Here is a 23,756-nt window from a genome sequence, read left to right on the forward strand (position 1 = left end):
TCATCGCGGAGTTTTGATGAGCGATTTGCAGCCCTTCCCCCTGACGCGCAAGCGCCCCATGAAACTGAACACCCTGGTCACGTTAATGGTGTGCGCGATTATCGGTTCTGTGCTGCTGTTGGTATTTGCGCTCTATTCCGTCCAAATCACCCGCGCCACCCGCGATGATGTTAAGGATACGGCCCTTGGGATCGCGCGAACGCTGGCCGACAGTCCCGAAATTCAACGCGGTCTGATGCAGGCTCCCCAGGCGGATATTATTCAACCCATCGCCCAGGCGGTCACCAGGCGCAACGACCTGCTCTTCACCGTCGTCACCGACATGCGCGGTATTCGTTACTCGCACCCGAACGAAGCCCTGCTAGGTCTGCACTTTATCGGCGATGACCTGACGCCTGCGCTGGAAGGAAAGGAGCATGTCGCCGTTAACCGGGGTGCCCTCGCCGAAGCGCTTCGCGTCTTCACACCCGTCTTTGATAGCCAGCACGAGCAGATCGGCGTAGTGGTGGTCGGAATCTCCCTTAAAAAAGTGGAAGATCAGATTGCCCGTGGGCGGCTTAACGCCATCTGGACCATATTATTCAGTATATTAATGAGCTCGCTGGCCATCTGGGGTCTGGTTCGCGTGCTCAAACGTATCCTGTTCGGCCTTGAGCCGTATGAGATCTCGGCGCTGTTCGAACAGCGGCAGGCGATGCTGCAGTCGCTTCGCGAAGGGGTACTGGCCGTGGATATTCAGGGTCGGGTGACGATGATTAACCACACCGCCAGAGAAATATTGCTTCTGCCTTCCGGCAAACAGACCGAAAATGCCAGTGCTCCCCTGCTGGCAAGCCTGCGGGAAGTCTCGAAGAGTGGCATTTCACGCAAGGATCAGGAGATCAGCTGCAACGGGCGACTCTTGCTGTGCAACATGGTGCCTGTTAAAAGCCAGGAGCGGGTTATTGGTGCCATCACCACTTTTCGCGATAAAACGGAAATCAGCCAGCTGATGCAGCGTATTGATGGCATGGTCAATTATGTCGATGCCCTGCGCTCCCATACGCACGAGTTTATGAACAAACTGCACGTGATCCTCGGTCTGCTGCATATGAAGCGCTACGACAAACTTGAAGAGTACATCATCCAGACGGCGCATAATTATCAGACCGATATTGGTACCATTCAGAGCAAAGTTAAATCTCCGGTGATAGCCGGGTTCCTGTTGGGTAAAATCAACCGGGCTAAGGAAGCAGGGATCGCCCTGACGCTGGCCGATGAGTGCCAGATACCGGATACCGCCAACGAAGAGCAGGTTGCGGTGCTGATTACCGTGCTGGGTAACCTCATTGAAAACGCGCTCGACGCGATGGAAGGACAGCAGGAAGGCGAAATTGGCCTGCTGCTACATTATCAGAATGGCTGGCTCAGTTGCGAAGTCAGCGACGATGGCCCCGGTATTGATCCGGCTCAGCTCGAGGCTGTTTTTACAAAGGGCTTCTCAACCAAAGGCGAAAATCGCGGCGTTGGGCTGTTCCTTGCTCGTCAGCAGATCCAGAACCTGGGCGGAGACATTACCGTCGAGTCTGAGCCTGGCGTATTTACCCAATTTTTTGTTCACATCCCCTGGGATAGCGAGAGGAATATCGCGTGATAAATGTGTTAATTGTCGATGATGATGCCATGGTGGCCGACCTCAACCGTCTGTATGTCAACCGTGTTGAAGGCTTTAGCTGCTGCGGCGTCGCCTCCACGCTCAACCAGGCCAGGGCCATCATTAACGACCCCAGCCAGCCTGTCGATCTGGTGCTGCTGGATGTCTATATGCAGCAGGATAACGGGCTGGATCTCCTTCCCGTCATCCGTGCCTCAGGCCGGCCGATCGATGTCATTATGATCTCCTCCGCCGCCGATGCCGCCACCATCCAGACCTCCATCCATTACGGTGTGGTGGATTATCTGATTAAACCGTTCCAGTTCCCGCGTTTTGAAGAGGCGCTGAACGGCTGGAAGGCAAAGCACAGCCTGATGGGATCGCATCAGTACTATGAGCAGGCCGACGTCGACAGATTGATCCACGGCGGTGCGCCGGAACTGGCGGACAGTAAAAAACTGCCGAAAGGGTTAACGCCGCAAACGCTGCGTACGATTTGTCAGTGGATTGATGCGCACCCGGAGACGGAGTTTTCCACCGATGATCTGGCAAACGCGGTCAATATCTCGCGCGTGTCCTGTCGCAAGTACCTGATCTGGCTGGCGCAAATCAACATTCTGTTCACCAGCATTCACTACGGTGCCACCGGGCGGCCGGTATATCGCTATCGCCTGCAGCCCGAGCAGACGGCACTGCTCAAGCAGTACTGTCAGTAACGCGGTAGCTGTTATCCAGCAAGGTAAAGCGGAAGTGGTGCGCTGAAGAGAGCACCACTTCTTTTGTTTTGGTCACGAAGATTGCTTCAATGTCGGGTCGTGCACGCAGCGCTGAACAGCCTTTACTGACGCCCATGCCGTACATCAGCGTGGTCCAGATATCACCATCAATGGAGTTTTTCGAAATGATGGTGACGCTGTCCAGTTCGTTATCCAGCGGATAGCCGGTGCGCGGGTCAAGTATGTGGTGATAACGCCTGCCGTTCTGCTCAAAAAAGCGTTCGTAGGTACCCGATGTCACCACCGACATGTTCTCTACGGTCATCGTACCGATCAGCGCCTCCCCGGCGAACGGTTTTTTGAGCCCCACGCTCCAGCCCCCTTCTGGTGAACCCAGCGTCTGGATATTACCGCCAAGATTAATAAGCCCCAGTTGAGCACCCTCTTTACGCAGGTAATCGCGCACTCTGTCGGCGATATAGCCTTTGGCGATGGCCCCCAGATCAATCTCCATGCCCGCCCGGGTCAGGAACACGCTGCTGCTGGCCTCATCAAGGACCACATCCTCAGGATGGGTAATGGCGAGCAACGACGCGATTTCATCGGCAGGCGGAACGCTATCTCCCCGAAAACCGATTTTCCAGCGTTTCACCAGCGGGCCGATGGCCAGGTTAAATGCGCTGTCCTTGAGCTGGCTTGCCGCTTTCGCACAGCGGATAAGCTCAAAAACCGGGCGACTGACGGTGACAGGATGCTGGCCGGCAGCATGGTTGATATCCATCACCTGCGAGCTGGCACGGTTGACGGTCAGCAGGTCTTCATACTGTTTAATCAGTCTAAAAACGCGAGAAGCGAGGGCTTCATCATGAGAGAAAAGCTTCAGGAGAATGGGCGATCCCATCAGAACGGCGGAGTAACTGTAGACGCGGTGGTCAGAAGACATGGTGCAAGCTCCCTGGTTGAAATGCCGGATACACGGGGCGTATCCGGCATACCCTTACGGCTGACTTACGCCCTTTTCGCGCGCATCGCCGCCTGATGTCCGGCAAGCGTACCAAAAATAATGATATCTGCCACCGCGTTACCCCCGATGCGGTTACCACCGTGGATACCACCGACCACTTCACCGGCCGCAAATGCCCCTGGCAGCACGTTGAGGTTGCTGTCCAGTACGCAGGTTTCGGTGTTAATGGTCACACCGCCCATGGTGTGGTGCACGCCCGGCGCAATCTGAATGGCATAGAATGGCCCTTCGTTGATTGGTGCACGCAGCGCGGTCGTACGGCCAAAATCGTCATCGTGCTGTTTTTCAACAAAGCCGTTGTAACGCTCCAGGGTCGCCAGGAAGGCGTGATAATCCATACCCAGGGCTTCAGCCAGCGCTTTAGGTGAGCTGGCGCTGGTGACAAACCCTTTGGCGATGTACTCATCTGCCGCTTTGTTTTTGGCGCGGACATGCTCATCAAAGACGATGTAAGCGTATTTCTCCGGCAGGGCGATAATTTGTGCAGAGACTTTATCGCGGGTTTCCATCTCGTTGAAGAAACGGTTCCCCTGCTGGTTCACCAGAATCGCCCCGCCACCGCGGATGGATTCGGAAATCAGGTACGAGGTTTTCTGCTCAACGGTTGGGTGGATCTGGATTTCACCCATATCGACCGTACCGGCGCCAATACGCTCCAGCAGCGCGATACCTCCCCCTGTCGCCCCTTTGTGGTTGGTGGTCACGAAACCTTCCAGGTCAGGACGGTACTTAACCACCATCTGGCTATTGGCGCTGAAACCACCGGTAGCCACAATGACGCTTTTGGTTGCTACGGTAAGGGTTTCGTTTTCTTCCGTGGTCAGACGTACGCCTGTGACTTCGCCGTTCTCGAAAAGAATGTCGCTGACCGACGTATCGAGCATGACCTCGATGTTGCGTTTGTTGACGTTACGCACCAGGCCGCTAATCAGATAGCCGCCCACCGCAGAACCGTCTTTTGGACGGTGAGTACGGTCGATGCTCATCCCGCCGGTGGTGGTGATGTCGTTGAGCATAATGCCGCGGGTCGCCAGCCACTCGATCGCCTGTGGGGCATTTTCAACAAAGCGGCGCAGCAGTGCCGGGTTGTTCTTGTTTTTACCGCCTTTCAGGCTTTCCTGATAGAACAGCTCTTTGCTGTCCTGAATCCCTTTCACCCGCTGGAAGCGTGTTTCCGCGGCGTTCATCCCCGCAGACGCTTTAATGGTGTTACCGCCGATGGAGGGCATTTTCTCGACAATCAGCACGCTTGCGCCTTCGTCATGCGCCTGGATTGCTGCGGCCAGACCCGCGCCACCGCTACCGACCACCACAACGTCAACGCTTCGGGTCTCGTTCGGGTCGACACCCTCTTCGGCTGCCAGCGCTTTGCTGGATTTCAGCATGGCTTTGGACACCGCTTTTTTGACCGCTTCACTCTGGCTGGTTGCACCGGTAATGGCATCCACGTGCGGGGTGTTTGCATCCAGAATACGGGTGCGGATCTCTTCGAAGCTGGTGACAAACTCAACGTCCTGGGTCGGGCCAGAAGCCAGTTCAATGTCGGCGATGCGGTCGGTCTCCAGGCTGACGTTAATCACCAGTTCGTTGCTATCGTCCCGAACATTCTCAATAAACATGCCCGGTTTAAATTTCGATTCACCCATGCTCATATCGCGGATCATCGCCTCCACCAGCGAGAAACGCCACAGCGGCTCAGGGATGCTTAGCGCTTCGCGTCGGGTGCTGTCCATAAACAGTTCCAGCGTTTCTCCCGCCGCGATGCGGTCTGTCCAGTCCGGATAGGCGATGGTGGCGCGGCCTACGGCGATAAGATCGTAGCCATGTTCCAGCGCCTCGTTCGCATCCGCGGCATTGACCACGCCACCGACGCCCATGACCGGCACCTGCGCCAGCGTGTCAGAACGCATTGCGCGGTATTTTTCGATAAGCGGGGTCGGATCCTGCGTGTCGACAATAGAAGGACGCAGGGTTGCGCCAACGGAGAAGTGCAGATAATCCACACCGCGCGCGGCCAGCTTTTCCAGCAGGTACATGGTGTCTTCAAAGCGGATGCCCGGCTCTTCCAGCTCTTCAGGGGAGAAGCGATAGCCGATGATAAAGGCGTCATCGGCGTACTGGCGCACCATTTTATGGGTGATGTCGAGCACGGCCAGCGGGAATTTCGCGCGGTTATCGCGGCTGCCACCCCACTCGTCGTCACGCTGGTTAGAGTTTGGAGAGTAGAACTGCTGAATCAAATAGGTGTTGGCCCCATGGATTTCAACGCCATCGAAACCCGCCTGAATCGCACGGCGTACTGCTTCACCGAACTTACCGATCATCCCTTCGACTTCTTCTCCCGTCAGGGCAACCGGCGTGGCGGCGCCGTCACGTGGCGCGGCAACGGCACTTGGCCCCACCGGCGTGCGGCCACCGATCAGTTTCGGATCAACCATGCGGCCGCCGTGGTAGATCTGCAGCAGCGCTTTAGATCCTTTGGACTTAATCGCCTCAGCGATCTTCGCCAGCCCGGCGATTTTCTCGTCGTTATCAATGCCAATCGCCCCCGGGAAGGCGAGACCGAGATCGTCAACAAAGCAGCACTCAACAATAATGGTACCAATACTGCCTGAGCGGGCGCGATAGTACTCAACCAGCTCGCTGGTCACCGTACCGTCGTAATAACCGGTACAGGTCGTCATAGGGGCCATTAACAAACGGTTTTTCAGTTCGGTACCATTCGGTAATGTGAAGGGGCTTAGAATACGTTCGTTAGTGCTCATAATAGAAACTCCAAACTTTAAAATTAAGAATTCGTTATCGGGCTCAGTTTTATTTCGATTTTTTATTCCGATGTCATAATACTAATATAATGATTTTTTTAGTTTCTAAAGCCATTACGTTAGTTAAAAAACTATTTAATCCCTTCAATAACATTAATAACACATTGGTGTTAGCAATATTAATTACTCTATTCACAATCCTTTAAACACTGTTAACGTATCAATGACCTTTTCACGATCCCAAGAGACAAAAACAAACCATTAAAAACATAGAGTTATATGAAAATGGTTATTTGAAATGTTAACAATATTGAGTAAAATCCATATCAAAAATAAATAATACCCACATACGCCAGAGTGGTTATTATCAACTGAACAAAAACACCCCCGCAATTCTATTTTTTTGATCGCGATCAAGCATCGAGACAGTCAAAAGCGCAATATATAAATATCATCAATTTTTAATTTAGCGCATCAAAAATGCGTTAAATCGCTATTACTGAAATAGCAAATGCGCACCTTTAGCAACTAAATAAAATAAAAACAAACTAAAGAAAGCAAATGAATATTTCAGCGCATAACCGAATTCCTGACAACTTAAGACGCGAAACTATGAATACAAAAACTGCTGTAACGCCCCCTGGGGCGAGTCACGCATCCAACGGAAAGGCAAAACGTCTGCTAATGATGGCATTGCCCGTTGTCGTTGCCGTGCTGTTACTGTTTGTTCCGGTCCCGGAAGGGCTTCCTCCTTACGCGTGGCACTACTTCGCTATCTTTGTCGGCGTGATTGTCGGTTTGATCTTCGAACCGCTGCCAGGCGCGGTCATTGGCCTGACCGGCGTCGTGGCGATTGCGCTCTGCAGCCAGTGGGTGTTGTTCAGCCCGGAACAGCTGGCTGACCCGAAATTCAAACTGGCGGGTGCCTCCTTTAAATGGGCCGTGAGCGGTTTTGGTAACTCTACCGTATGGCTGATTTTCGGTGCCTTCATGTTTGCCGCAGGCTATGACAAAACCCGCTTCGGCCGCCGTCTGGCACTGATTCTGGTGAAATATCTGGGTCGTCGCAGCCTGACGCTCGGTTACGCTATCACCTTCGCGGACCTGCTGCTGGCACCGTTTACACCTTCCAACACCGCGCGTAGCGGCGGGACCATCTATCCGATTATCGCTAACCTGCCGCCGCTGTATGGTTCAAAACCGAACGATCCAAGCGCGCGTAAAATTGGTTCTTACCTGATGTGGGTGGCGATCACCGCGGCCTGTATTACCAGCTCAATGTTCCTGTCTGCCCTCGCACCGAACCTGCTGGCGCTGGCGCTGGTGAAAAGCACCGTGGGGATCGACATCTCCTGGGGCACCTGGTTTATCGCATTCCTGCCGCTGGGCGTGCTGCTGATTCTGACCATGCCGCTGCTGGCCTACTGGTTCTACCCGCCTGAAGTTAAAGTGAACAACGAAGTGCCGCTGTGGGCGACCCGAGAACTGGAAAAACTGGGCAAACTGTCCCGTAACGAAATCCTGCTGCTGATTTTCGTCTGCTGTGCGCTGCTGATGTGGATCTTCGCCGCCGCGTGGATTGAACCGGCGATGGCTGCACTGTTAATCGTGGGTCTGATGCTGTGGACCGGGGTGCTGGAGTGGAACGATATCACCGGGAATAAAGCCGCCTGGAACACCTTCGTCTGGTTCGCCACCCTGGTTGCGCTGGCGGATGGCCTCTCCTCCACGGGCTTCATTAGCTGGCTGGGTAAAGAAGGCGGTCTGCTGATGAGCGGTATCTCGCCGGGTGTTGCCACCATCGTACTGCTGCTGGCGTTCTACCTGCTGCACTACCTGTTTGCCAGCACCACCGCACACACCACGGCGCTGCTGCCAGCGATGCTGACCATCGCCTCTACCATTCCGGGCATGAATATGGAGGTGTTCGTCCTGCTGATGGTGACCTCCCTGGGGGTCATGGGGATTATCACCCCTTACGGTACCGGCCCTAGCCCTATCTACTACGGTAGCGGCTACCTGCCAACCAAAGACTACTGGCGCCTCGGCACCATCTTTGGTGCCATCTTCCTGGCGGCCCTGCTGCTGATTGGTTATCCGTGGATGTCCATGATGTTCTGATCCCTGACCGCCGGGCTACCTCTCCGGCGGTTTTATTTTTTTGGAGCAATACGCTATGTCAAACAAACCGTTTTACTACCAGAACCCCTTCCCTCTCGCACACGACGATACCGAATACTATCTGCTGACCAAAGAACACGTCTCTGTTGCCGAATTTGAGGGTCAGGAGATCCTGAAAGTGGAACCCGAAGCGCTGACGCTGCTGGCACAGCAGGCCTTCCACGACGCCGCCTTTATGCTGCGCCCTTCGCATCAGAAACAGGTTGCCGCTATTCTTAACGACCCACAAGCCAGCGAAAATGATAAATACGTTGCCCTGCAGTTCCTGCGCAACTCTGAAATCGCGGCCAAAGGTGTGCTGCCCACCTGCCAGGATACCGGCACGGCGATCATCATGGGTAAAAAAGGCCAGCGCGTCTGGACCGGTGGCGGTGACGAAGCCGCGCTGAGTCAGGGTGTCTATAACACCTACATCGAAGATAATCTGCGTTATTCCCAGAATGCCGCGCTGGATATGTATAAAGAGGTCAACACCGGCACTAACCTGCCTGCGCAGATCGATCTCTACAGCGTCGACGGGGACGAGTATAAATTCCTGTGCATGGCAAAAGGCGGCGGTTCCGCGAATAAAACCTATCTCTATCAGGAAACCAAAGCGCTGATTACCCCGGCGAAGCTGAAAAACTACCTGGTTGAGAAAATGCGTACCCTGGGTACCGCGGCCTGCCCGCCTTACCATATTGCCTTCGTGATTGGGGGAACGTCGGCTGAAGCGACGCTGAAAACCGTGAAGCTCGCTTCCACGCGCTATTACGACGCGCTGCCCACCGAAGGTAACGAACACGGTCAGGCGTTCCGTGATGTTCAGCTCGAACAGGAACTGCTTCAGGAAGCACAGAACCTTGGCCTGGGCGCGCAGTTTGGCGGGAAATACTTCGCCCATGATATTCGCGTGATCCGTCTGCCGCGCCACGGTGCCTCCTGCCCAATCGGCATGGGCGTCTCCTGCTCCGCTGACCGCAACATCAAAGCCAAAATCAACCGCGACGGTATCTGGATTGAAAAACTGGAGCACAATCCGGGCCAGTATATTCCAGAATCCCTGCGTCAACAGGGTGAAGGCGACGTGGTCAGCATCAATCTGAATAAGCCGATGAATGAGATCCTGGCCCAGCTTTCTGCTCATCCGGTCTCTACCCGCCTGTCGCTGAACGGCACCATCATCGTGGCGCGCGACATTGCCCACGCGAAGCTGAAAGAGCTGCTCGACAACGGTGAAGAACTGCCGCAGTACGTCAAAGACCATCCAATCTACTACGCAGGCCCGGCCAAGACTCCGGAAGGCTATGCATCAGGCTCTCTCGGCCCAACCACGGCAGGACGGATGGATTCGTACGTCGACCTGCTGCAGTCTCACGGTGCGAGCATGATCATGCTGGCGAAAGGCAACCGTAGCCAGCAGGTGACCGATGCCTGCCATAAGCACGGCGGTTTCTACCTCGGCAGCATCGGCGGCCCGGCGGCGGTACTGGCACAAAACAGCATCAAGCGTCTGGAGTGCGTGGCCTATCCTGAGCTGGGTATGGAAGCCATCTGGAAAATCGAAGTGGAAAACTTCCCGGCGTTTATCCTGGTGGATGACAAGGGTAACGACTTCTTCCAGCAGATCCAGAATCAGCAGTGCAATGGGTGTTCACAGCGCTGAGTTTTTCCACAACGCCGGTAACAGCGACAGCGTTTCAGCGATCCTCTCTCGCTTGTCGCTTCCCGGCTTCCAGATGATCACCATCGTCTGACTTATCCCCTGGCTGCCCACTTCGGTGTGCAGCCTTTTTACCTTTTTCCACCCGGTCGGCTGGAAATGCGTCGGTAAAAATCCCCAGCCGCATCCCTGCTCCAGCAGGCCCCGCAACATCTCCAGCTCATTGGTGAAAAGGGTGTGCCCCGAAATCTGCAGACGACGTGCCACCGGCTCATCCGAGGCGGCGTGCATAATCACCTGCGGCACCAGCGACAACTCAAGCAGCGACAGCGGCTGCGTGGCTTCAGCGAACAGCGTGTTGCAGGCGTAGAAATCCATATCGATCGCCCCGAGCGCCCGCCACTCCATTTCATTACCCACACTGCGATTACGTGCCTGGCAAATGCCCAGATCCGCCTGCCCGCTGGCCAGCATCGCTTCAGCCTCATCCCGGGAGGCGCTGACCAGGCTCAGACGTAAGTGTCGCTTCGCCATCTCGCCAATCAGCGCCTGCAAAAATGGTCTCGAGGTAAAGGGATCGTAAACCAGCATGATGTCCTGCGTAGCACGCTCCGGTACCGCGCTGGCAAATGCCTCAAAGGCTTTCACCTGGCGCATCAGCAGGTGCGCCTGCCGCTGCAGCTGCTCGCCCTCAGGGGTCAGACGCAGCGTGCGTCCTTCACGCACAAACAGCCTGTACCCTAATCCATCTTCGAGAAAATCAATCAGGTCGCGCAGCGTCGTACGATCTTTCCCGAGCTTCATCGCCGCTTTTGCCAGGCCACCGTATTCCACCACGGCGGTAAACGCTTCCAGTTGGGCAAAGGAATAAATTACCGTCGACACGCCACTCTCCATTCAGTTTTCGGGGGGAATTTCCCCCATTACGCGTTTTTTATTATAAGTCGCGGGTTCTTAAACTGAAGGCGTTCCTAATCACAGCGAGAAAAATGATGAATTATCCTTCACTGAACCGCACGCTGCTGGCGGGCGTTGTAATTAGCCTGTGCAGCGGTCTGTTTGCGCCTGTCGCGCTGGCGGCCTGCGACGGTACTGACCTGAACACCTGCCCTGCTCCGTTCGACAAACAACTTCCTGACACGCACAAGATGCTCACCTGGAGCCAGGCGGATCGCGTGGTCGGCTTTCGAAATGACTACCGCAACTACGCGGGAGATGTGTTCCATCACGGCAACGCCACGCCGCTGCTCAGCGCAGAGAAACCGCTCACTGACGCCCGCTATCAGGTCAACGGCAAGACCTATAACCTGCAGGACTACCTGAAACGTCAGAACGTGAGCGGCATGCTGGTACTGAAAGACGGCAAAATCGCGTGGAAATATCTCGGCGAAGGCAATACGGATACGACGCTCTGGACCTCCCGTTCGGTCGGGAAATCCGTGGTCTCAACGCTGGTTGGCGTGGCTCTCAAAGAGGGAAAAATCCGCTCACTCGACGACCTGGTCACGCAATACGAGCCAGACCTGAAAGGCACCGCCTGGGACGGTGTGACGTTAAAACAGCTGATCACCCACACCTCCGGCGTGGCATGGAACGAAGACTACACCAATCCCGCCTCCGATTTCGCACAGCTCACCGAGTGTGAAGCGAAACCAGGCACCTATGACTGCGTGCGTAAGCTGGTGTCCGGGCTAAAACGCGAACACCCGGCAGGCCAGCACTGGTCTTACTCCTCCGGTGGCGCCTGGCTGTTGGGTGACGTGCTTGAGCGTGCAACGGGCATGACCCTGGCCGCCTATCTTGAGAAGAGCATCTGGCAGCCGTACGGCATGGCGAGCGACGGTGTATGGCATGCCTACCGTAAAGGTCAGCATGATGTCGGCGCGCATGGCTTTAACGCCACGCTGGAAGACTGGGGACGCTTCGGGGAGTTTATCCTGCATAACGGCACACTACCGAATGGCAAACAGATCCTGCCCGACAACTGGGTGAAAGACGCCTCACGCTGGACGCAGGCTGATGGATCTGTCTCTGACGCACACCCGACCGGCTTGTACGGCTATCAGTGGTGGAACAACGAAGTGCCCGTCACGGCCACGAAGGTGGTGCCCGCGGCGAATGAGTCGCTGAAAGGCTCGCTCTGGGCGCTGGGGATCTTTGGGCAGATGATCATGGTAAACCAGGCGGAAAATCTGGTGATCGTTCAGTGGTCCACCTGGCCGCAGGCCGAACCGTCGTTTAGCGCACAGCCGCTGGAAGCCTCACTGATGTTCAGTGCGATTGCCAACGCGTTGCGGTAAGTCGCGGTAAGTGATAGTTAACAGCCAGGCATCGCCTGGCTTTTGTATTCGCTGCAAACAAGGGTGCCTCTGCGCGATGTCACAAAACGGCAATATCAGTGACTTACCCAAACTGGTGAATAAAAAATCAATTAATTGTTAAGTTGTTGTTACGACAATCACTCCCGATCGGCTCTTCGCCATTGATGCGTTAAATGCATCAGTCCATGTATTAATTGCGCTTATAAATTTGGGGTTCTTGATCCAGTTTTCAGAAACAGACGAGCAAAACGTCAACAATAAACTGGAGATAACCATGTTTTCCTCAACCTCACCTGCAACCGTTCGCTCGAAAGCGGGCGCGATACTTCGCGTGACGTCCGGCAACTTTCTCGAGCAATTCGACTTCTTTCTCTTCGGCTTTTATGCGACCTACATCGCGCACACCTTTTTCCCGGCGAGCAGTGAATTTGCTTCCCTGATGATGACGTTTGCCGTCTTCGGCGCAGGATTTTTAATGCGCCCCATCGGGGCAATCGTACTGGGTGCCTATATCGACAAGGTTGGGCGCAGAAAAGGACTCATCGTGACCCTGTCGATTATGGCGGCGGGTACCTTCCTGATCGTGCTTATTCCGTCTTATCACAGCATAGGTCTGTGGGCACCGTTACTGGTTCTGACTGGCCGACTGTTGCAGGGGTTTTCTGCCGGAGCGGAGCTGGGTGGCGTATCGGTCTATCTGGCAGAAATTGCCACGCCCGGCCGCAAAGGTTTTTACACCAGCTGGCAGTCTGGCAGCCAGCAGGTCGCGATTATGGTTGCGGCAGCCATGGGGTTTGCGCTGAATGCGCTGATGGCAGAGAGCGCCATTCGTGAATGGGGCTGGCGTATCCCGTTCCTGGTCGGCTGTTTAATCGTACCGTTTATCTTTTTCCTGCGCCGCAAGCTGGAAGAGACAGAGGAATTCAACGCACGCCGCCATCATCTGGAGATGCATCAGGTCTTTAAAACCCTGCTCGGTAACTGGCAGGTGGTCATTGCCGGCATGCTGATGGTGGCAATGACCACCACGGCCTTTTATCTGATCACCGTTTACGCGCCGACTTTCGGGAAAAAAGTGCTGATGCTCAGCGCTTCGGACAGCCTGCTGGTTACGCTTCTGGTGGCAATTTCCAACTTTATCTGGCTGCCGATAGGCGGTGCGCTGTCGGACCGCTTTGGGCGTAAACCGGTGCTTATCGCCATGACGCTGCTGGCTCTGGCGACGAGCTACCCGGCACTGACGCTGCTGGCGCAGGCACCGAGCTTCTCAATGATGCTGAGCGTCCTGCTGTGGCTCTCTTTCCTCTATGGCCTGTACAACGGTGCGATGATCCCGGCGCTCACGGAGATCATGCCTTCTGAAGTTCGGGTAGCGGGGTTCTCCCTAGCTTACAGTCTGGCAACGGCGGTATTTGGAGGGTTCACGCCGGTAATGTCTACCGCGCTGATTGAATATACCGGGGATAAAGCCTCTCCCGGCTACTGGATGAGTTTCGCTGCGGTGTGCGCCCTGCTGGCAACGCTCTACCTGTACCGTCGTCGTGCAGTGACGCTGCAAAATACCGTGAAATCAGAGGGGGCGGCATGAGACTGATTCCTCGACTGACCACCAGCGCGTTGATACTGACCGTCCTGAGCTTCAGTGCCTCAGCGAAAGAGGTGACGGTCATGATCTCAGGCGGTTTTAAAGCCGCCCTTGAAAAGCTGGCACCGGAATATGAACGCCAGACCGGAGATAACATTGTGCTCATTCCCGGCCCGTCTATGGGAACGACTCCGCAGGCAATTCCTAACCGGCTTGCGCGCGGGGAAAAAGCCGACGTGGTGATCATGGTGGGCGATGCGCTGGCAACACTTGAAAAGGACAACCTGACTCAGCCAGGCTCGCGCACGGAACTTGCGGACTCCCCTGTCGGTATGGTGGTAAAAAAAGGCGCAGACGTCCCGGATATCAGTAACGAGGCGAAACTTCGCCATACGCTGCTTCAGGCGGAGTCCATCGCCTACTCCGACAGCGCCAGCGGCAGATACGTCAGCCAGACGCTGTTCAAAACGCTGGGGATTGAAAAAGAGGTGATGGGTAAAGCAACGAAGGTTGAGCGCATCCCCGTCGCCGAAGAAGTGGCGAAAGGGAAATATGCGGTAGGTTTCCAGCAGGTCAGCGAACTGCTGCCGATTCCAGGGGTGACGTTTGTTGGCAAACTCCCGGACAACCTGCAATACATCACCCGCTTTGCGGGTGCCGTGACCCGCCACGCCGACCATCCTGGCGAAGGGAAAGCGCTGCTGGATTACCTTTCCTCGACACAGTCCAGCGCCGTGATTCGCGACACGGGGATGAGCCCCGTCACGTCCCGCGGTACTGCTCAGTAATGTGTTTTTCCAGTTCAGCCGCAATGTAAGACTGGATACGCCCCCGGCGTCGAATCAACCCCACAGTGCGTTTCACCTCCGGTGCCACGAGCGGGACAGACGTCAGTAGCGAGTGCTCTGACGTCGGCATCGACATGGCGGGCACGGCAGCAATGCCGATGCCCGCCTCTACCATACCGAGCATCGTGGTCACATGGCGCGTTTCGCAAACGCTGGGACGCTCAGGCACGATATCCCCCAGCATCCGGTCGAGCAGGTTACGGTTGCCTGACGTTTTGTCGAGGATGATATAGTCCTGCTGATAAAACGCCTGCCACGTCAGGTGAGTCTTTTTTGCCAGAGGGTGATCGCGCCTGCACGCGGCGACATAGCTATCTTCCACAAGGGGGAAAAACTCGATTTCAGAGGGCAAACTCCCGGCGAAACAGATCCCGAAATCCGCCTGGCTACGGGCAACCGCATCAATGACATTCCCCGCGCTACTGTCGATGAGCTTAATCCGGACACGCGGATAACGGGACTGAAAGCGACGAATGACATCCGGCATAAAGTAATAGGCCGCAGACGGTACCGTAGCGACGGTAATCAGCCCGGTCCGCTCTTCACTCACTTTATCAATATCAGCCAGCATGGACTCAACGTTATCGAGCAACTGCGCTGAACGTTCAGCAAAGTTCTGCCCGTACAATGTCAGAGCCACGTGGCGGGTGGTCCGGTCAAACAGCTTCGCTCCCAGCGCCACCTCCAGTTTTTCAATCCTGCGGCTCAGTGCTGACGGGGACAAACAGATAGATTCAGCAGCAACCCGAAAGTTGCCGTATTCCACTAACGCTCTGAAAGCATAAAGATCGTTAAGGTCAAAATTTACGGGCATAGCGTCTGAATGTCCTGTCTGGCAATACGAACGAAAGTCAAAAATAATAGCGGCTTATTGTCCTGCCGCAACCGGTGAAGCGCCGAAATTCCTTAAGGAGTTGGTTTTCACGCTGACCTTAATGGGGTAAGTGTCATAAGATTAGGCTTCGACTGAGTTCACAAAATGAAGGTGATACCAGCAAACCGCTATCCACCGTTACGTACGAAGTGATAGTTTATCCAGGCTGGAATTGAAGCAATGACCGAATGTCTGGCATTTTAACAGAACCTTACCTTCCCCTTTTGTTCAAGTGACGAGTTTGCGAGCAAAGCGATGATTAAGTGGCCCTGGAAAACGAATGACGCTGGCCGAAATATGGCGCTGCCGTGGGATGAAGCGCTGGCGATCCCTGTTCTGGCTAATCTTCAGCCGGATGAACAATCAAAACTGGTTCAACTGGCGGATCGCTTTTTGCAGCAAAAACGTCTGGTTCCGCTGCAGGGCTTCGAGCTGGATCCCCTGAAAAACGCGCGTATCGCCCTGCTTTTCTGTCTGCCGGTACTGGAACTCGGTATTGAGTGGCTGGATGGCTTCCATGAAGTACTCATCTACCCTGCACCGTTCGTGGTGGACGATGAATGGCAGGACGATTTCGGCCTGGTGCATAACCAGCGGGTGGTGCAGTCCGGGCAAAGCTGGCAGCAAGGACCGATCATTCTGAACTGGCTTGATATTCAGGACTCGTTCGACGCATCAGGCTTTAACCTGATCATTCACGAAGTGGCGCATAAGCTGGATACCCGCAACGGGGATCGTGCCAGCGGTGTACCGCTGATCCCGCTTCGTGAGGTTGCAGGTTGGGAACACGATCTGCATGCGGCAATGGATAATATCCAGGATGAGATAGATCTGGTGGGCGAAAGTGCCGCCAGCATCGATGCCTATGCGGCAACCGATCCTGCGGAGTGCTTTGCGGTGCTGTCAGAATATTTCTTTAGCGCACCTGAGCTTTTCGCCCCCCGTTTCCCGGCCCTGTGGCAACGGTTCTGTCAGTTTTATCAGCAAGACCCTCTGCTGCGTCTGCGGCAAAATGAGGATCCTGCCGGCAATTCATCTCACCAGCTCCATTAAGACGGGTCGACATGGGTACGATTGACCGCCCGTACCCATAGGCTCATCACCAGAAACATCAGCGCCATCACCCAGGCGGCCTGCGTTAAAAATACCTCGCCGAATAAACGCGTGACGACAGGCACCAGCAGCGCACTCAGGCCGTAGCCCAGCGTGTGGCTGGTGGCAATCACTCCCGCCCCTTTTCCGGTGGTCAGCCGTTCATTCAGCAGCAGCTGGTATCCCGGCGTCGCCATGGCGGCTCCCAGCGACGTCATGACAATTCCCACGTAGAACAACACCAGCCCGGCAATACACATTAGCCCCAGTCCCGTCACCATCAGTACCGCGGCCAGGCAGAGCAATGTCACCGGGCTGAAATGCTGCGGACGGACCACCAGAAATTGCGCAGCGAGGGTTGCCAGCGCGGCCAGACTCAGCAGCAGCGCGACATGATGGCTTACCTCTCGTGGGTTACCGTCCAGCAGAGGGCTGAGATGCGGTGACAGGCCAAGCTGCATCAGGCTCACCAGTGCGGCCAGAAGCAACGCCAGCACAAGGTACGGCAGCATTGAAACCTGCACACGCGTCGCCTGATGCGCGACCGCCGGCAGCGGCGGATCGGCGACCTCTCGAAGGACCAGCAGGAGAGCAATAAACGGTGCAATCGCCATCAACCAGAGGGGAGCCACCGGATTGATACTAAGCATCATCGCCGCCAGCGGCGGCCCCAGCAGACGACCGCAGCTGAGGCCGGAGCTTATGGTCGCCAGCGCGGCCATGCGTTTATCCAGACCCGCGCGCTGGATGGCCCATGTCTGAGCCGCGGGCACCAGCCCTGAGACGGTCAGGCCGTACAGCGTACGCGAGAGGATCAGGCCCGCCAGCCCCCAGACAGCACTCATCATCCCGCTTGCCATCGCCCAGACCACCAGCGCCATCACGACGAAACTTGCCAGATAGCCACTTAGCGAGGCCAGCATCACGACCTTGCAGCCGTGTCGCTCACTCTGGCGTCCCCACCACGGCGATGCGGGTAAAAAGAGCATGGAGCCGAACATTAACAGCCCCGCCCAGACGGAGAGCGATAACCCGGTCAGGGTGACCAGTTGCGGCAGCATGACCAGCAAACCGTTTTGCCCAATGCCTAACAATCCGGCGCATAACGCCAGTGGCCAGTTCGCTTTCGGGGTGAGGTTTTCCGTCAGTGTTTCAGGGTAAGTGCGCATGAGAATGTGAACATAGTGTCAATAAATGTGTGGAAATCATGAAGTTTATGAAAACAAATATTGCAAAAATAGTTGCGACTGTAAACAGAATGCATATCATAACGATAATTATTATCAATCATGGAATGAGGTACACCTATGCGTACTCTGCCCCGCTCCGCCGGTACAGACGTTGCGGCCCAGTGTTTTTTGAACGCCCTGTTGCGTGAAACGAAGGACTGGCGCTATCTCCCCGCTACCGTTGCGGATGAGCTATCGCAGATTCATATTCCGCTCTCTTCAACCCAGGCCATTCGGGTTCCGGTACGCTATTTCTCTCCAACTCAGCATCATCAGTATCACTTTCCGGCGACGCTTATCCAGCGCGACAGCGACAGCGGTGACGCCGTCACTTTCACGCAACTGGTTGACTTAATTCTGGAAAAACCTTCAGTTAAAGGCTCACTCGACACCGAAACGCTGGCGCGCTTTAAGCAACGCGCCCTTGAAAGCCATGCCCACACCTGGCAGGCCATAGATCTGCGCCACAACTGGGCAAACCTGCGTGACAAACCGCTGAATTTTGCGCAAGCAGAACAGGCGCTGCTGGTGGGGCATGCGTTTCACCCGGCCCCCAAATCTCACGAGCCGTTTAACGAAAGTGAAGCGCGCCGCTATTTGCCTGATTTTGCCTCCCGCTTCCCGCTGCGCTGGTTTGCGGTTAAGCGTGAATTGATTGCCGGCGACAGCCTGGCCGTCTCTCTTCGCGAACGCCTGCTGCGCTTCGCAGCGCAGAGTGCCCCTGAGCTCCTCGGTCACTTCACCGACACCTGCTGGCTGCTGCCGATGCATCCGTGGCAGGCCGAGCATTTGCTGGGTCAGGCCTGGTGCCAGCGTCTTGTGGCTAACGGCGACCTGCAGGATTTGGGCGAAGCGGGCGCGCAGTGGCTGCCCACCAGCTCCTCGCGCTCGCTCTACAGCGAAACCAACAATGACATGATCAAGTTTTCCCTCAGCGTGCGCCTGACCAACTCCGTGCGCACGCTGTCGGTGAAAGAGGTTAAACGCGGTATGCGCCTGGCGCGTCTGGCTAAGACAGCGCGCTGGCAGACCTTACAGGCACGCTACCCGACCCTGCGTGTTATGCAGGAAGACGGCTGGGCGGGGCTGCGTGATGAAAATGGCGTCATCCAGGACGAGAGCCTGATGGCCCTGCGCGTGAACCTGCTGTTTGAGACGCCAGAGAGCCAGACCAACGTACTGGTGAGCCTGACGCAGGCGGCACCGGACGGAGGTGACAGTCTGCTGGTTGCGGCGGTACGTCGTCTGAGCCAGCGCCTGGATTTACCCCTCGCCGAGGCTGCGCGCTGCTGGGTGCAGGCGTATTGCGATCGCGTCTTACTTCCGCTGTTTAGCGCGGAAGCGGATTACGGCCTGGTTCTGCTGGCGCACCAGCAAAATATCCTCGTTGAGATGCAGCAGGATTTCCCCGTCGGGCTGATCTACCGCGATTGTCAGGGCAGCGCCTGGACTGAAGGGGCCGATGAATGGCTAAAAGAGGCGGGTGAACATGATGTGGAAAACCGTTTTGGCGAAAGCCAGCTGCTGCGCTACTTCCCCTACTACCTGCTGCTGAACTCAACGCTTGCCGTGACTGCCGCCCTCGCCGCCGCCGGTTTCGACAGCGAAGAGAGCCTGATGGCGCAGGTGCGTGACGCACTGGCCGAATTACGCAAAACAGCGAAACAGACCCGCTGCCTCGACTACGTGCTCGACAGCCCAACCTGGAACTGTAAAGGCAACTTTTTCTGCTATCTGCACGATCGCAACGAAAACACCATCGCCGATCCGGCAGTGATCTATTTCGACTTTAGCAACCCGTTTTACAAGGAGAAGGCGTGATGGCAAACGCGAATATCGCCCATTCTGGCTATGGCTTTCGCTGCACCGCAACGGAGAACACTCTGCCCCTGACGTTAGGTCTCGACGGCAGCGCAGTGCTTGAGCGCGTGAGTGGTATCCCGGAAGGCTGGTTAGTCGACGCGCTGGATCAGCTGTTCATCGCCGCACCGGCACTGACCGGCGTCACGCTCCCCTGGTCTGCCTGGCAGGATGAACCGCAGGCGCAGGCGCTGTTTACGCTTGCCAGCGGAGATTATCTGGCGCGCGAAACGTTCTGGCAGTTGCCTCTGTGGCTGCAGGGAGAACGGCCCCAGAACCACGGCGGCATGCAGTTCGATGAAAGCCGTCAGCTTTACTTCCCGCTGCGCCCTCACCGCCCGCAAGGTGAAGTCTATCGCCGTTACGACCCGCAGATTAAACGCACCCTGAGTTTCCGCGTGGCCGATGTGGCGCAGGACGGCGAACGTTTCACCCGCTGGATGAACACCCCGCGCGTTAACGCCTTCTGGGAGATGGCCGGCCCGCAGGCGGAGCAGGAAAATTACCTGCGCCGTCAGCTCGACTCGACCTATTGTTATCCGCTTATCGGCTGCTTTGATGACCAGCCGTTCGGCTACTTTGAAATTTACTGGGCGGCGGAAGACCGTATTGGCCGTCACTATCGCTGGCAGCCGTTTGACCGCGGCCTGCACATGCTGGTTGGGGAAGAAAACTGGCGCGGCGCGCAGTATATCCGCAGCTGGCTGCGCGGTCTGAGCCATTATCTGTGGCTGGATGAGCCACGCACAACACGCATCGTTGCCGAGCCACGTTTCGACAACCAACGCCTGTTCCGCCATCTTTCGTCTGCCGGTTTCGAAACCGTGAAAGAGTTCGACTTCCCGCATAAACGCTCGCGCCTCATCATGAACCAGCGTCACCGCTTCTTCAGCGAGGTGGGACTGTGAACGTGTACTGGCAGAAAGTGAACCGCGACATGGTGGCGAAGATCCTCGCCGAGCTGGAATATGAACGCACCCTGAGCGCCCGGCAGTTGGCAGACAATCGATGGCAAATCACCATGGGCGCGGAGACCTGGCAGTTCCAGGCCACGCGCGGGATCTGGGGCTGGCTGCATATCGACCCCGAGAGCCTGACCACCGTCAGCGGTAACGCAGTGGACGCAGAAACTGCACTGCTGCAGCTTGCGACGGTACTGGAGATGAGCGACGCGCAGACCGCGGAGCATCTGGAAGATCTCTATGCCACGCTGCGGGGTGATATTCAGCTGTTACAGGCGCGCGAAACGCTGGATGCTGACGCGCTCATTCATCTCGACCCGGACGAATTACAGTGCCTGATGAGCGGCCATCCTAAGTTTATCTTTAATAAGGGACGCCGCGGCTGGGGGCTGGATGCGCTACGCCAGTATGCCCCGGAATACCGTGGCCGTTTTCGCCTGCACTGGGTCGCCGTGCAACGTGCGCACCTGGTCTGGAGCAGCGATGTTGATTGCGATATCAATACTCTGCTGGCGAGCGCCATGGATAACGCCGAGCGCGCCCGGTTTGATGCCCGCTGGCAGGCGCTGGATCTTGATGATAACTGGCTGCCCGTGCCGCTGCATCCGTGGCAGTGGCAACAAAAGATTGCTGTCCATTTCCTGGCGCAACTCGCGCGCGGCGAAATGGTTGAGCTGGGCGAGTTTGGCGACGAGTACCTGGCGCAGCAATCGTTGCGTACCCTCACCAATGCCAGCCGCCGCGCGCCGTTTGACATCAAGCTGCCGCTGACCATTTACAACACCTCCTGCTATCGCGGTATTCCGGGTAAGTACATTGCCGCTGGCCCGCTGGCCTCACGCTGGTTACAGCAGCAGTTCGCCAGCGATGCCACGCTTATTCGCTGTGGCGCGCAGGTGCTTGGCGAGCCCGCGGCCGGGTATCTTTCCCACCCGGGTTACGCCGCGCTGCCGAAAGCGCCTTACCGCTATCAGGAGATGCTGGGGGTTATCTGGCGCGAAAATCCGTCCTGTTATCTTCAGCAGGGTGAAGAAGCGGTGCTGATGGCTGCGTTGATGGAGAGCGATAACGCCGGACGCCCCTTGATTGACGCATGGATCGCCCAATCCGGTTTGACCGCTGAAGCCTGGCTGGAAAAGCTCTTTGACGCGACGGTCATCCCCTTCTATCACCTGCTCTGCCGCTACGGCGTGGCGCTTATCGCCCACGGCCAGAACGTGACGCTGGTGATGAAAGACGCCATCCCGCAACGCATCCTGCTGAAAGATTTCCAGGGGGACATGCGCCTGGTGGATGAAGATTTCCCGCAGGCAGCAAGCCTGCCTGAACAGGTGAAGTCCGTCACGGCGCGCCTGAGTGCGGATTACATCATTCACGATCTGCAAACCGGTAATTTTGTCACGGTGCTGCGGTTTATTTCACGCCTTACCCTGCAAAGCGGCGTCAGCGAAACCCGTTTCTACCAGATCCTGGCCGAGGTATTGCGCCGCTATATGGCCGCGCATCCCGATCTCGCCGAACGCTTTGCGAAGTTTGATCTGTTTAAGCCGCAAATTATTCGCGTGATCCTCAACCCGGTCAAACTGACCTTCTCCGAACACGACGGCGGCAGCCGCATGTTGCCGAACTATGTCACCGATCTTGATAACCCTCTTTTTCTGGTCTCCCAGGAGTCAGCGCAATGAAAACGTATGATTTCATCGGCATTGGTATTGGCCCGTTTAACCTCAGCATCGCCGCACTGGCTGAGGGACTGGACGGTTTTAGTTCGCTGTTTCTTGAACGCAAGCCGCATTTCTCCTGGCACCCTGGCATGATGGTGCCGGACTGCCATATGCAAACCAGCTTCCTGAAAGATCTGGTGAGCGCCGTGGAGCCCACCAATCGCCACAGTTTTCTTAACTATCTGGTGCAGCGTAAAAAGTTCTATCGTTTTCTGACCACCGAGCAGCGTACCGTTTCTCGCGAAGAGTTTGCCGATTACCTGTGCTGGGCCGCGGAAAATCTCACTAACCTGTCCTTCAGCCAGCAGGTACAGCAGGTCAGTTTTGATGAAAAAAACGGTCTGTTCGACGTGGTGACTCAGCGCGATCGCTTCCTGGCGCGTAACGTCTGCGTGGGAATTGGCAAACAGATTAACCTGCCTGACTGCGCTCCGGCGCAGGATGACAGCTGCTTCCACGCTAGCGAGATGATGCTGCGCACGCCGGACTTAGCGGGCAAGCGCGTCACCGTCGTCGGCGGAGGTCAGAGTGGTGCGGATCTGTTTCTGAATATCTTCCGCGGGGAGTGGGGTCAGCCACTGAGCCTGAACTGGGTTTCCCGACGCAACAATTATAACGCGCTGGATGAAGCGGCTTTCGCCAACGAGTATTTCACACCGGAATATGTAGACAGCTTCTCTACGCTTGGCGAAGAGGCGCGTCGTCAGATGCTGCACGAGCAGAAGATGACCTCTGACGGCATCACTACGGAGTCTCTGCTGGCGATTTATCGCGCCATGTATCACCGCTTCGAAGTGCTGCGGGAAAAACCGTGGGCACACCTCCTGCCCTCTCGCTCGGTCACCGCGATCGCGCAGCAGGAGAACGGTAAGCGCCTGACGTTACAGCATCACCTTGACGGCGGCCGTGAACAACTCGATACCGACGTGGTGATTTTCGCGACCGGCTATCGCACCGTGCAGCCTGCGTTTCTGGCACCGCTCTCCCATCGCCTGCGTCTGGACGCCGACGAAACCTTCTGCATCAACAATGATTTCACCCTTGAATGGGACGGTCCGCAGAGCAACCGCCTGTTCGCCGTGAATGCCGGGATGCACCGTCTTGGCATTGCCGAACCCCAGCTCAGCCTGATGGCCTGGCGCGCCGCGCGAATTCTGAATCGCGCGCACGACGACGAGCCGTTTGAGCTGGCCACCACCCCTGGCGTGATCCACTGGCGAAGCACTCCCCGCCCGGACAGCAGCCAGGTTTATCAATCTTTAGCAAGAACCACCGAGTACTGACACACACATTCAGGAAC

The 23,756-nt window shown here is 56.3% G+C and carries 17 protein-coding genes; 12 read left to right on the plus strand and 5 right to left on the minus strand.

Features of this window, described 5'->3' with window-relative positions; translation table 11 throughout:
• Window positions 1-16 precede the first annotated feature (16 nt).
• Together L462_RS13230 and dcuR are read left to right on the plus strand one after the other, a co-directional pair.
• Window positions 17-1,633: a sensor histidine kinase gene (locus L462_RS13230; protein WP_032678477.1), complete on the plus strand. Its 1,617-nt coding sequence runs from the start codon at window positions 17-19 to the stop codon at window positions 1,631-1,633.
• Window positions 1,630-2,349 (plus strand): two-component system response regulator DcuR, encoded by a 720-nt coding sequence (dcuR, locus tag L462_RS13225; protein WP_014170753.1) that lies wholly within the window; start codon window positions 1,630-1,632, stop codon window positions 2,347-2,349. The genes L462_RS13230 and dcuR overlap by 4 nt, the downstream gene beginning before the upstream one ends.
• Here dcuR and L462_RS13220 read toward each other — a convergent pair.
• Both L462_RS13220 and L462_RS13215 read right to left on the minus strand, forming a co-directional pair.
• On the minus strand, window positions 2,330-3,292 hold the full coding sequence (locus L462_RS13220; RefSeq protein WP_032678478.1) for an FAD:protein FMN transferase: 963 nt from the start codon (window positions 3,290-3,292) through the stop codon (window positions 2,330-2,332). The two genes, dcuR and L462_RS13220, sit on opposite strands and share 20 nt — an antisense overlap.
• Before the next feature lie 65 nt (window positions 3,293-3,357).
• Entirely contained in the window at window positions 3,358-6,138 is a 2,781-nt protein-coding gene (locus L462_RS13215) for a flavocytochrome c (protein WP_032678479.1), read from the minus strand.
• Window positions 6,139-6,750: 612 nt separating this feature from the next.
• Here L462_RS13215 and L462_RS13210 point away from each other — a divergent pair.
• Window positions 6,751-8,259, plus strand: a complete 1,509-nt coding sequence (locus tag L462_RS13210; RefSeq protein ID WP_106504299.1) for an anion permease — start codon at window positions 6,751-6,753, stop codon at window positions 8,257-8,259.
• Between the two features lie 55 nt (window positions 8,260-8,314).
• Complete coding sequence (gene fumA, locus L462_RS13205) at window positions 8,315-9,964, plus strand: class I fumarate hydratase FumA (protein ID WP_032678480.1); 1,650 nt, start codon at window positions 8,315-8,317, stop codon at window positions 9,962-9,964.
• Here the strand turns inward: fumA and L462_RS13200 are convergent.
• Window positions 9,953-10,858: a LysR family transcriptional regulator gene (locus L462_RS13200; RefSeq protein WP_032678481.1), complete on the minus strand. Its 906-nt coding sequence runs from the start codon at window positions 10,856-10,858 to the stop codon at window positions 9,953-9,955. The genes fumA and L462_RS13200 overlap by 12 nt on opposite strands.
• 95 nt (window positions 10,859-10,953) lie before the next feature.
• Here L462_RS13200 and L462_RS13195 point away from each other — a divergent pair, with 95 nt between their 5' ends.
• The 3 genes from L462_RS13195 to L462_RS13185 all read left to right on the plus strand — a co-directional run bounded on the left by L462_RS13195 (window position 10,954) and on the right by L462_RS13185 (window position 14,655).
• Window positions 10,954-12,261 carry a serine hydrolase domain-containing protein gene (locus L462_RS13195; RefSeq protein ID WP_032679710.1) on the plus strand — a complete coding sequence of 436 codons (1,308 nt, stop codon included), beginning with the start codon at window positions 10,954-10,956 and terminating at the stop codon, window positions 12,259-12,261.
• Between the two features lie 295 nt (window positions 12,262-12,556).
• Window positions 12,557-13,870: an MFS transporter gene (locus L462_RS13190; RefSeq protein WP_020883317.1), complete on the plus strand. Its 1,314-nt coding sequence runs from the start codon at window positions 12,557-12,559 to the stop codon at window positions 13,868-13,870.
• Window positions 13,867-14,655, plus strand: a complete 789-nt coding sequence (locus tag L462_RS13185; protein ID WP_032678482.1) for a substrate-binding domain-containing protein — start codon at window positions 13,867-13,869, stop codon at window positions 14,653-14,655. The genes L462_RS13190 and L462_RS13185 overlap by 4 nt, the downstream gene beginning before the upstream one ends.
• On the opposite strand, the gene L462_RS13180 is transcribed toward L462_RS13185, so the two are convergent.
• On the minus strand, window positions 14,630-15,529 hold the full coding sequence (locus L462_RS13180; RefSeq protein ID WP_032678483.1) for an L-proline-binding transcription factor PsrA: 900 nt from the start codon (window positions 15,527-15,529) through the stop codon (window positions 14,630-14,632). The two genes, L462_RS13185 and L462_RS13180, sit on opposite strands and share 26 nt — an antisense overlap.
• A 315-nt stretch (window positions 15,530-15,844) precedes the next feature.
• On the opposite strand from L462_RS13180, the gene mtfA reads away from it, so the two are divergent.
• Window positions 15,845-16,642 carry a DgsA anti-repressor MtfA gene (gene mtfA, locus L462_RS13175; protein WP_014170764.1) on the plus strand — a complete coding sequence of 266 codons (798 nt, stop codon included), beginning with the start codon at window positions 15,845-15,847 and terminating at the stop codon, window positions 16,640-16,642.
• On the opposite strand, the gene L462_RS13170 is transcribed toward mtfA, so the two are convergent.
• On the minus strand, window positions 16,639-17,850 hold the full coding sequence (locus L462_RS13170; protein ID WP_032678484.1) for an MFS transporter: 1,212 nt from the start codon (window positions 17,848-17,850) through the stop codon (window positions 16,639-16,641). The genes mtfA and L462_RS13170 overlap by 4 nt on opposite strands.
• Before the next feature lie 138 nt (window positions 17,851-17,988).
• On the opposite strand from L462_RS13170, the gene L462_RS13165 reads away from it, so the two are divergent.
• From L462_RS13165 to L462_RS13150, 4 genes are read left to right on the plus strand one after another with little or no spacing between them, the layout of a single operon-like run.
• A complete protein-coding gene (locus L462_RS13165; protein ID WP_032678485.1) occupies window positions 17,989-19,731 on the plus strand; it encodes an IucA/IucC family protein in 1,743 nt (580 codons plus the stop codon).
• Window positions 19,731-20,678: a GNAT family N-acetyltransferase gene (locus tag L462_RS13160; RefSeq protein ID WP_032678486.1), complete on the plus strand. Its 948-nt coding sequence runs from the start codon at window positions 19,731-19,733 to the stop codon at window positions 20,676-20,678. Before L462_RS13165 ends, L462_RS13160 begins: the two co-directional genes overlap by 1 nt.
• A complete protein-coding gene (gene iucC / locus L462_RS13155) occupies window positions 20,675-22,417 on the plus strand; it encodes an IucA/IucC family protein (RefSeq protein ID WP_020883311.1) in 1,743 nt (580 codons plus the stop codon). The genes L462_RS13160 and iucC overlap by 4 nt, the downstream gene beginning before the upstream one ends.
• Complete coding sequence (locus tag L462_RS13150) at window positions 22,414-23,739, plus strand: lysine N(6)-hydroxylase/L-ornithine N(5)-oxygenase family protein (RefSeq protein ID WP_032678487.1); 1,326 nt, start codon at window positions 22,414-22,416, stop codon at window positions 23,737-23,739. Before iucC ends, L462_RS13150 begins: the two co-directional genes overlap by 4 nt.
• Window positions 23,740-23,756 lie beyond the last annotated feature (17 nt).

The organism is Enterobacter sp. BIDMC 26, from assembly GCF_000534435.1.
Classification (GTDB): Bacteria; Pseudomonadota; Gammaproteobacteria; order Enterobacterales; family Enterobacteriaceae; genus Enterobacter; species Enterobacter ludwigii.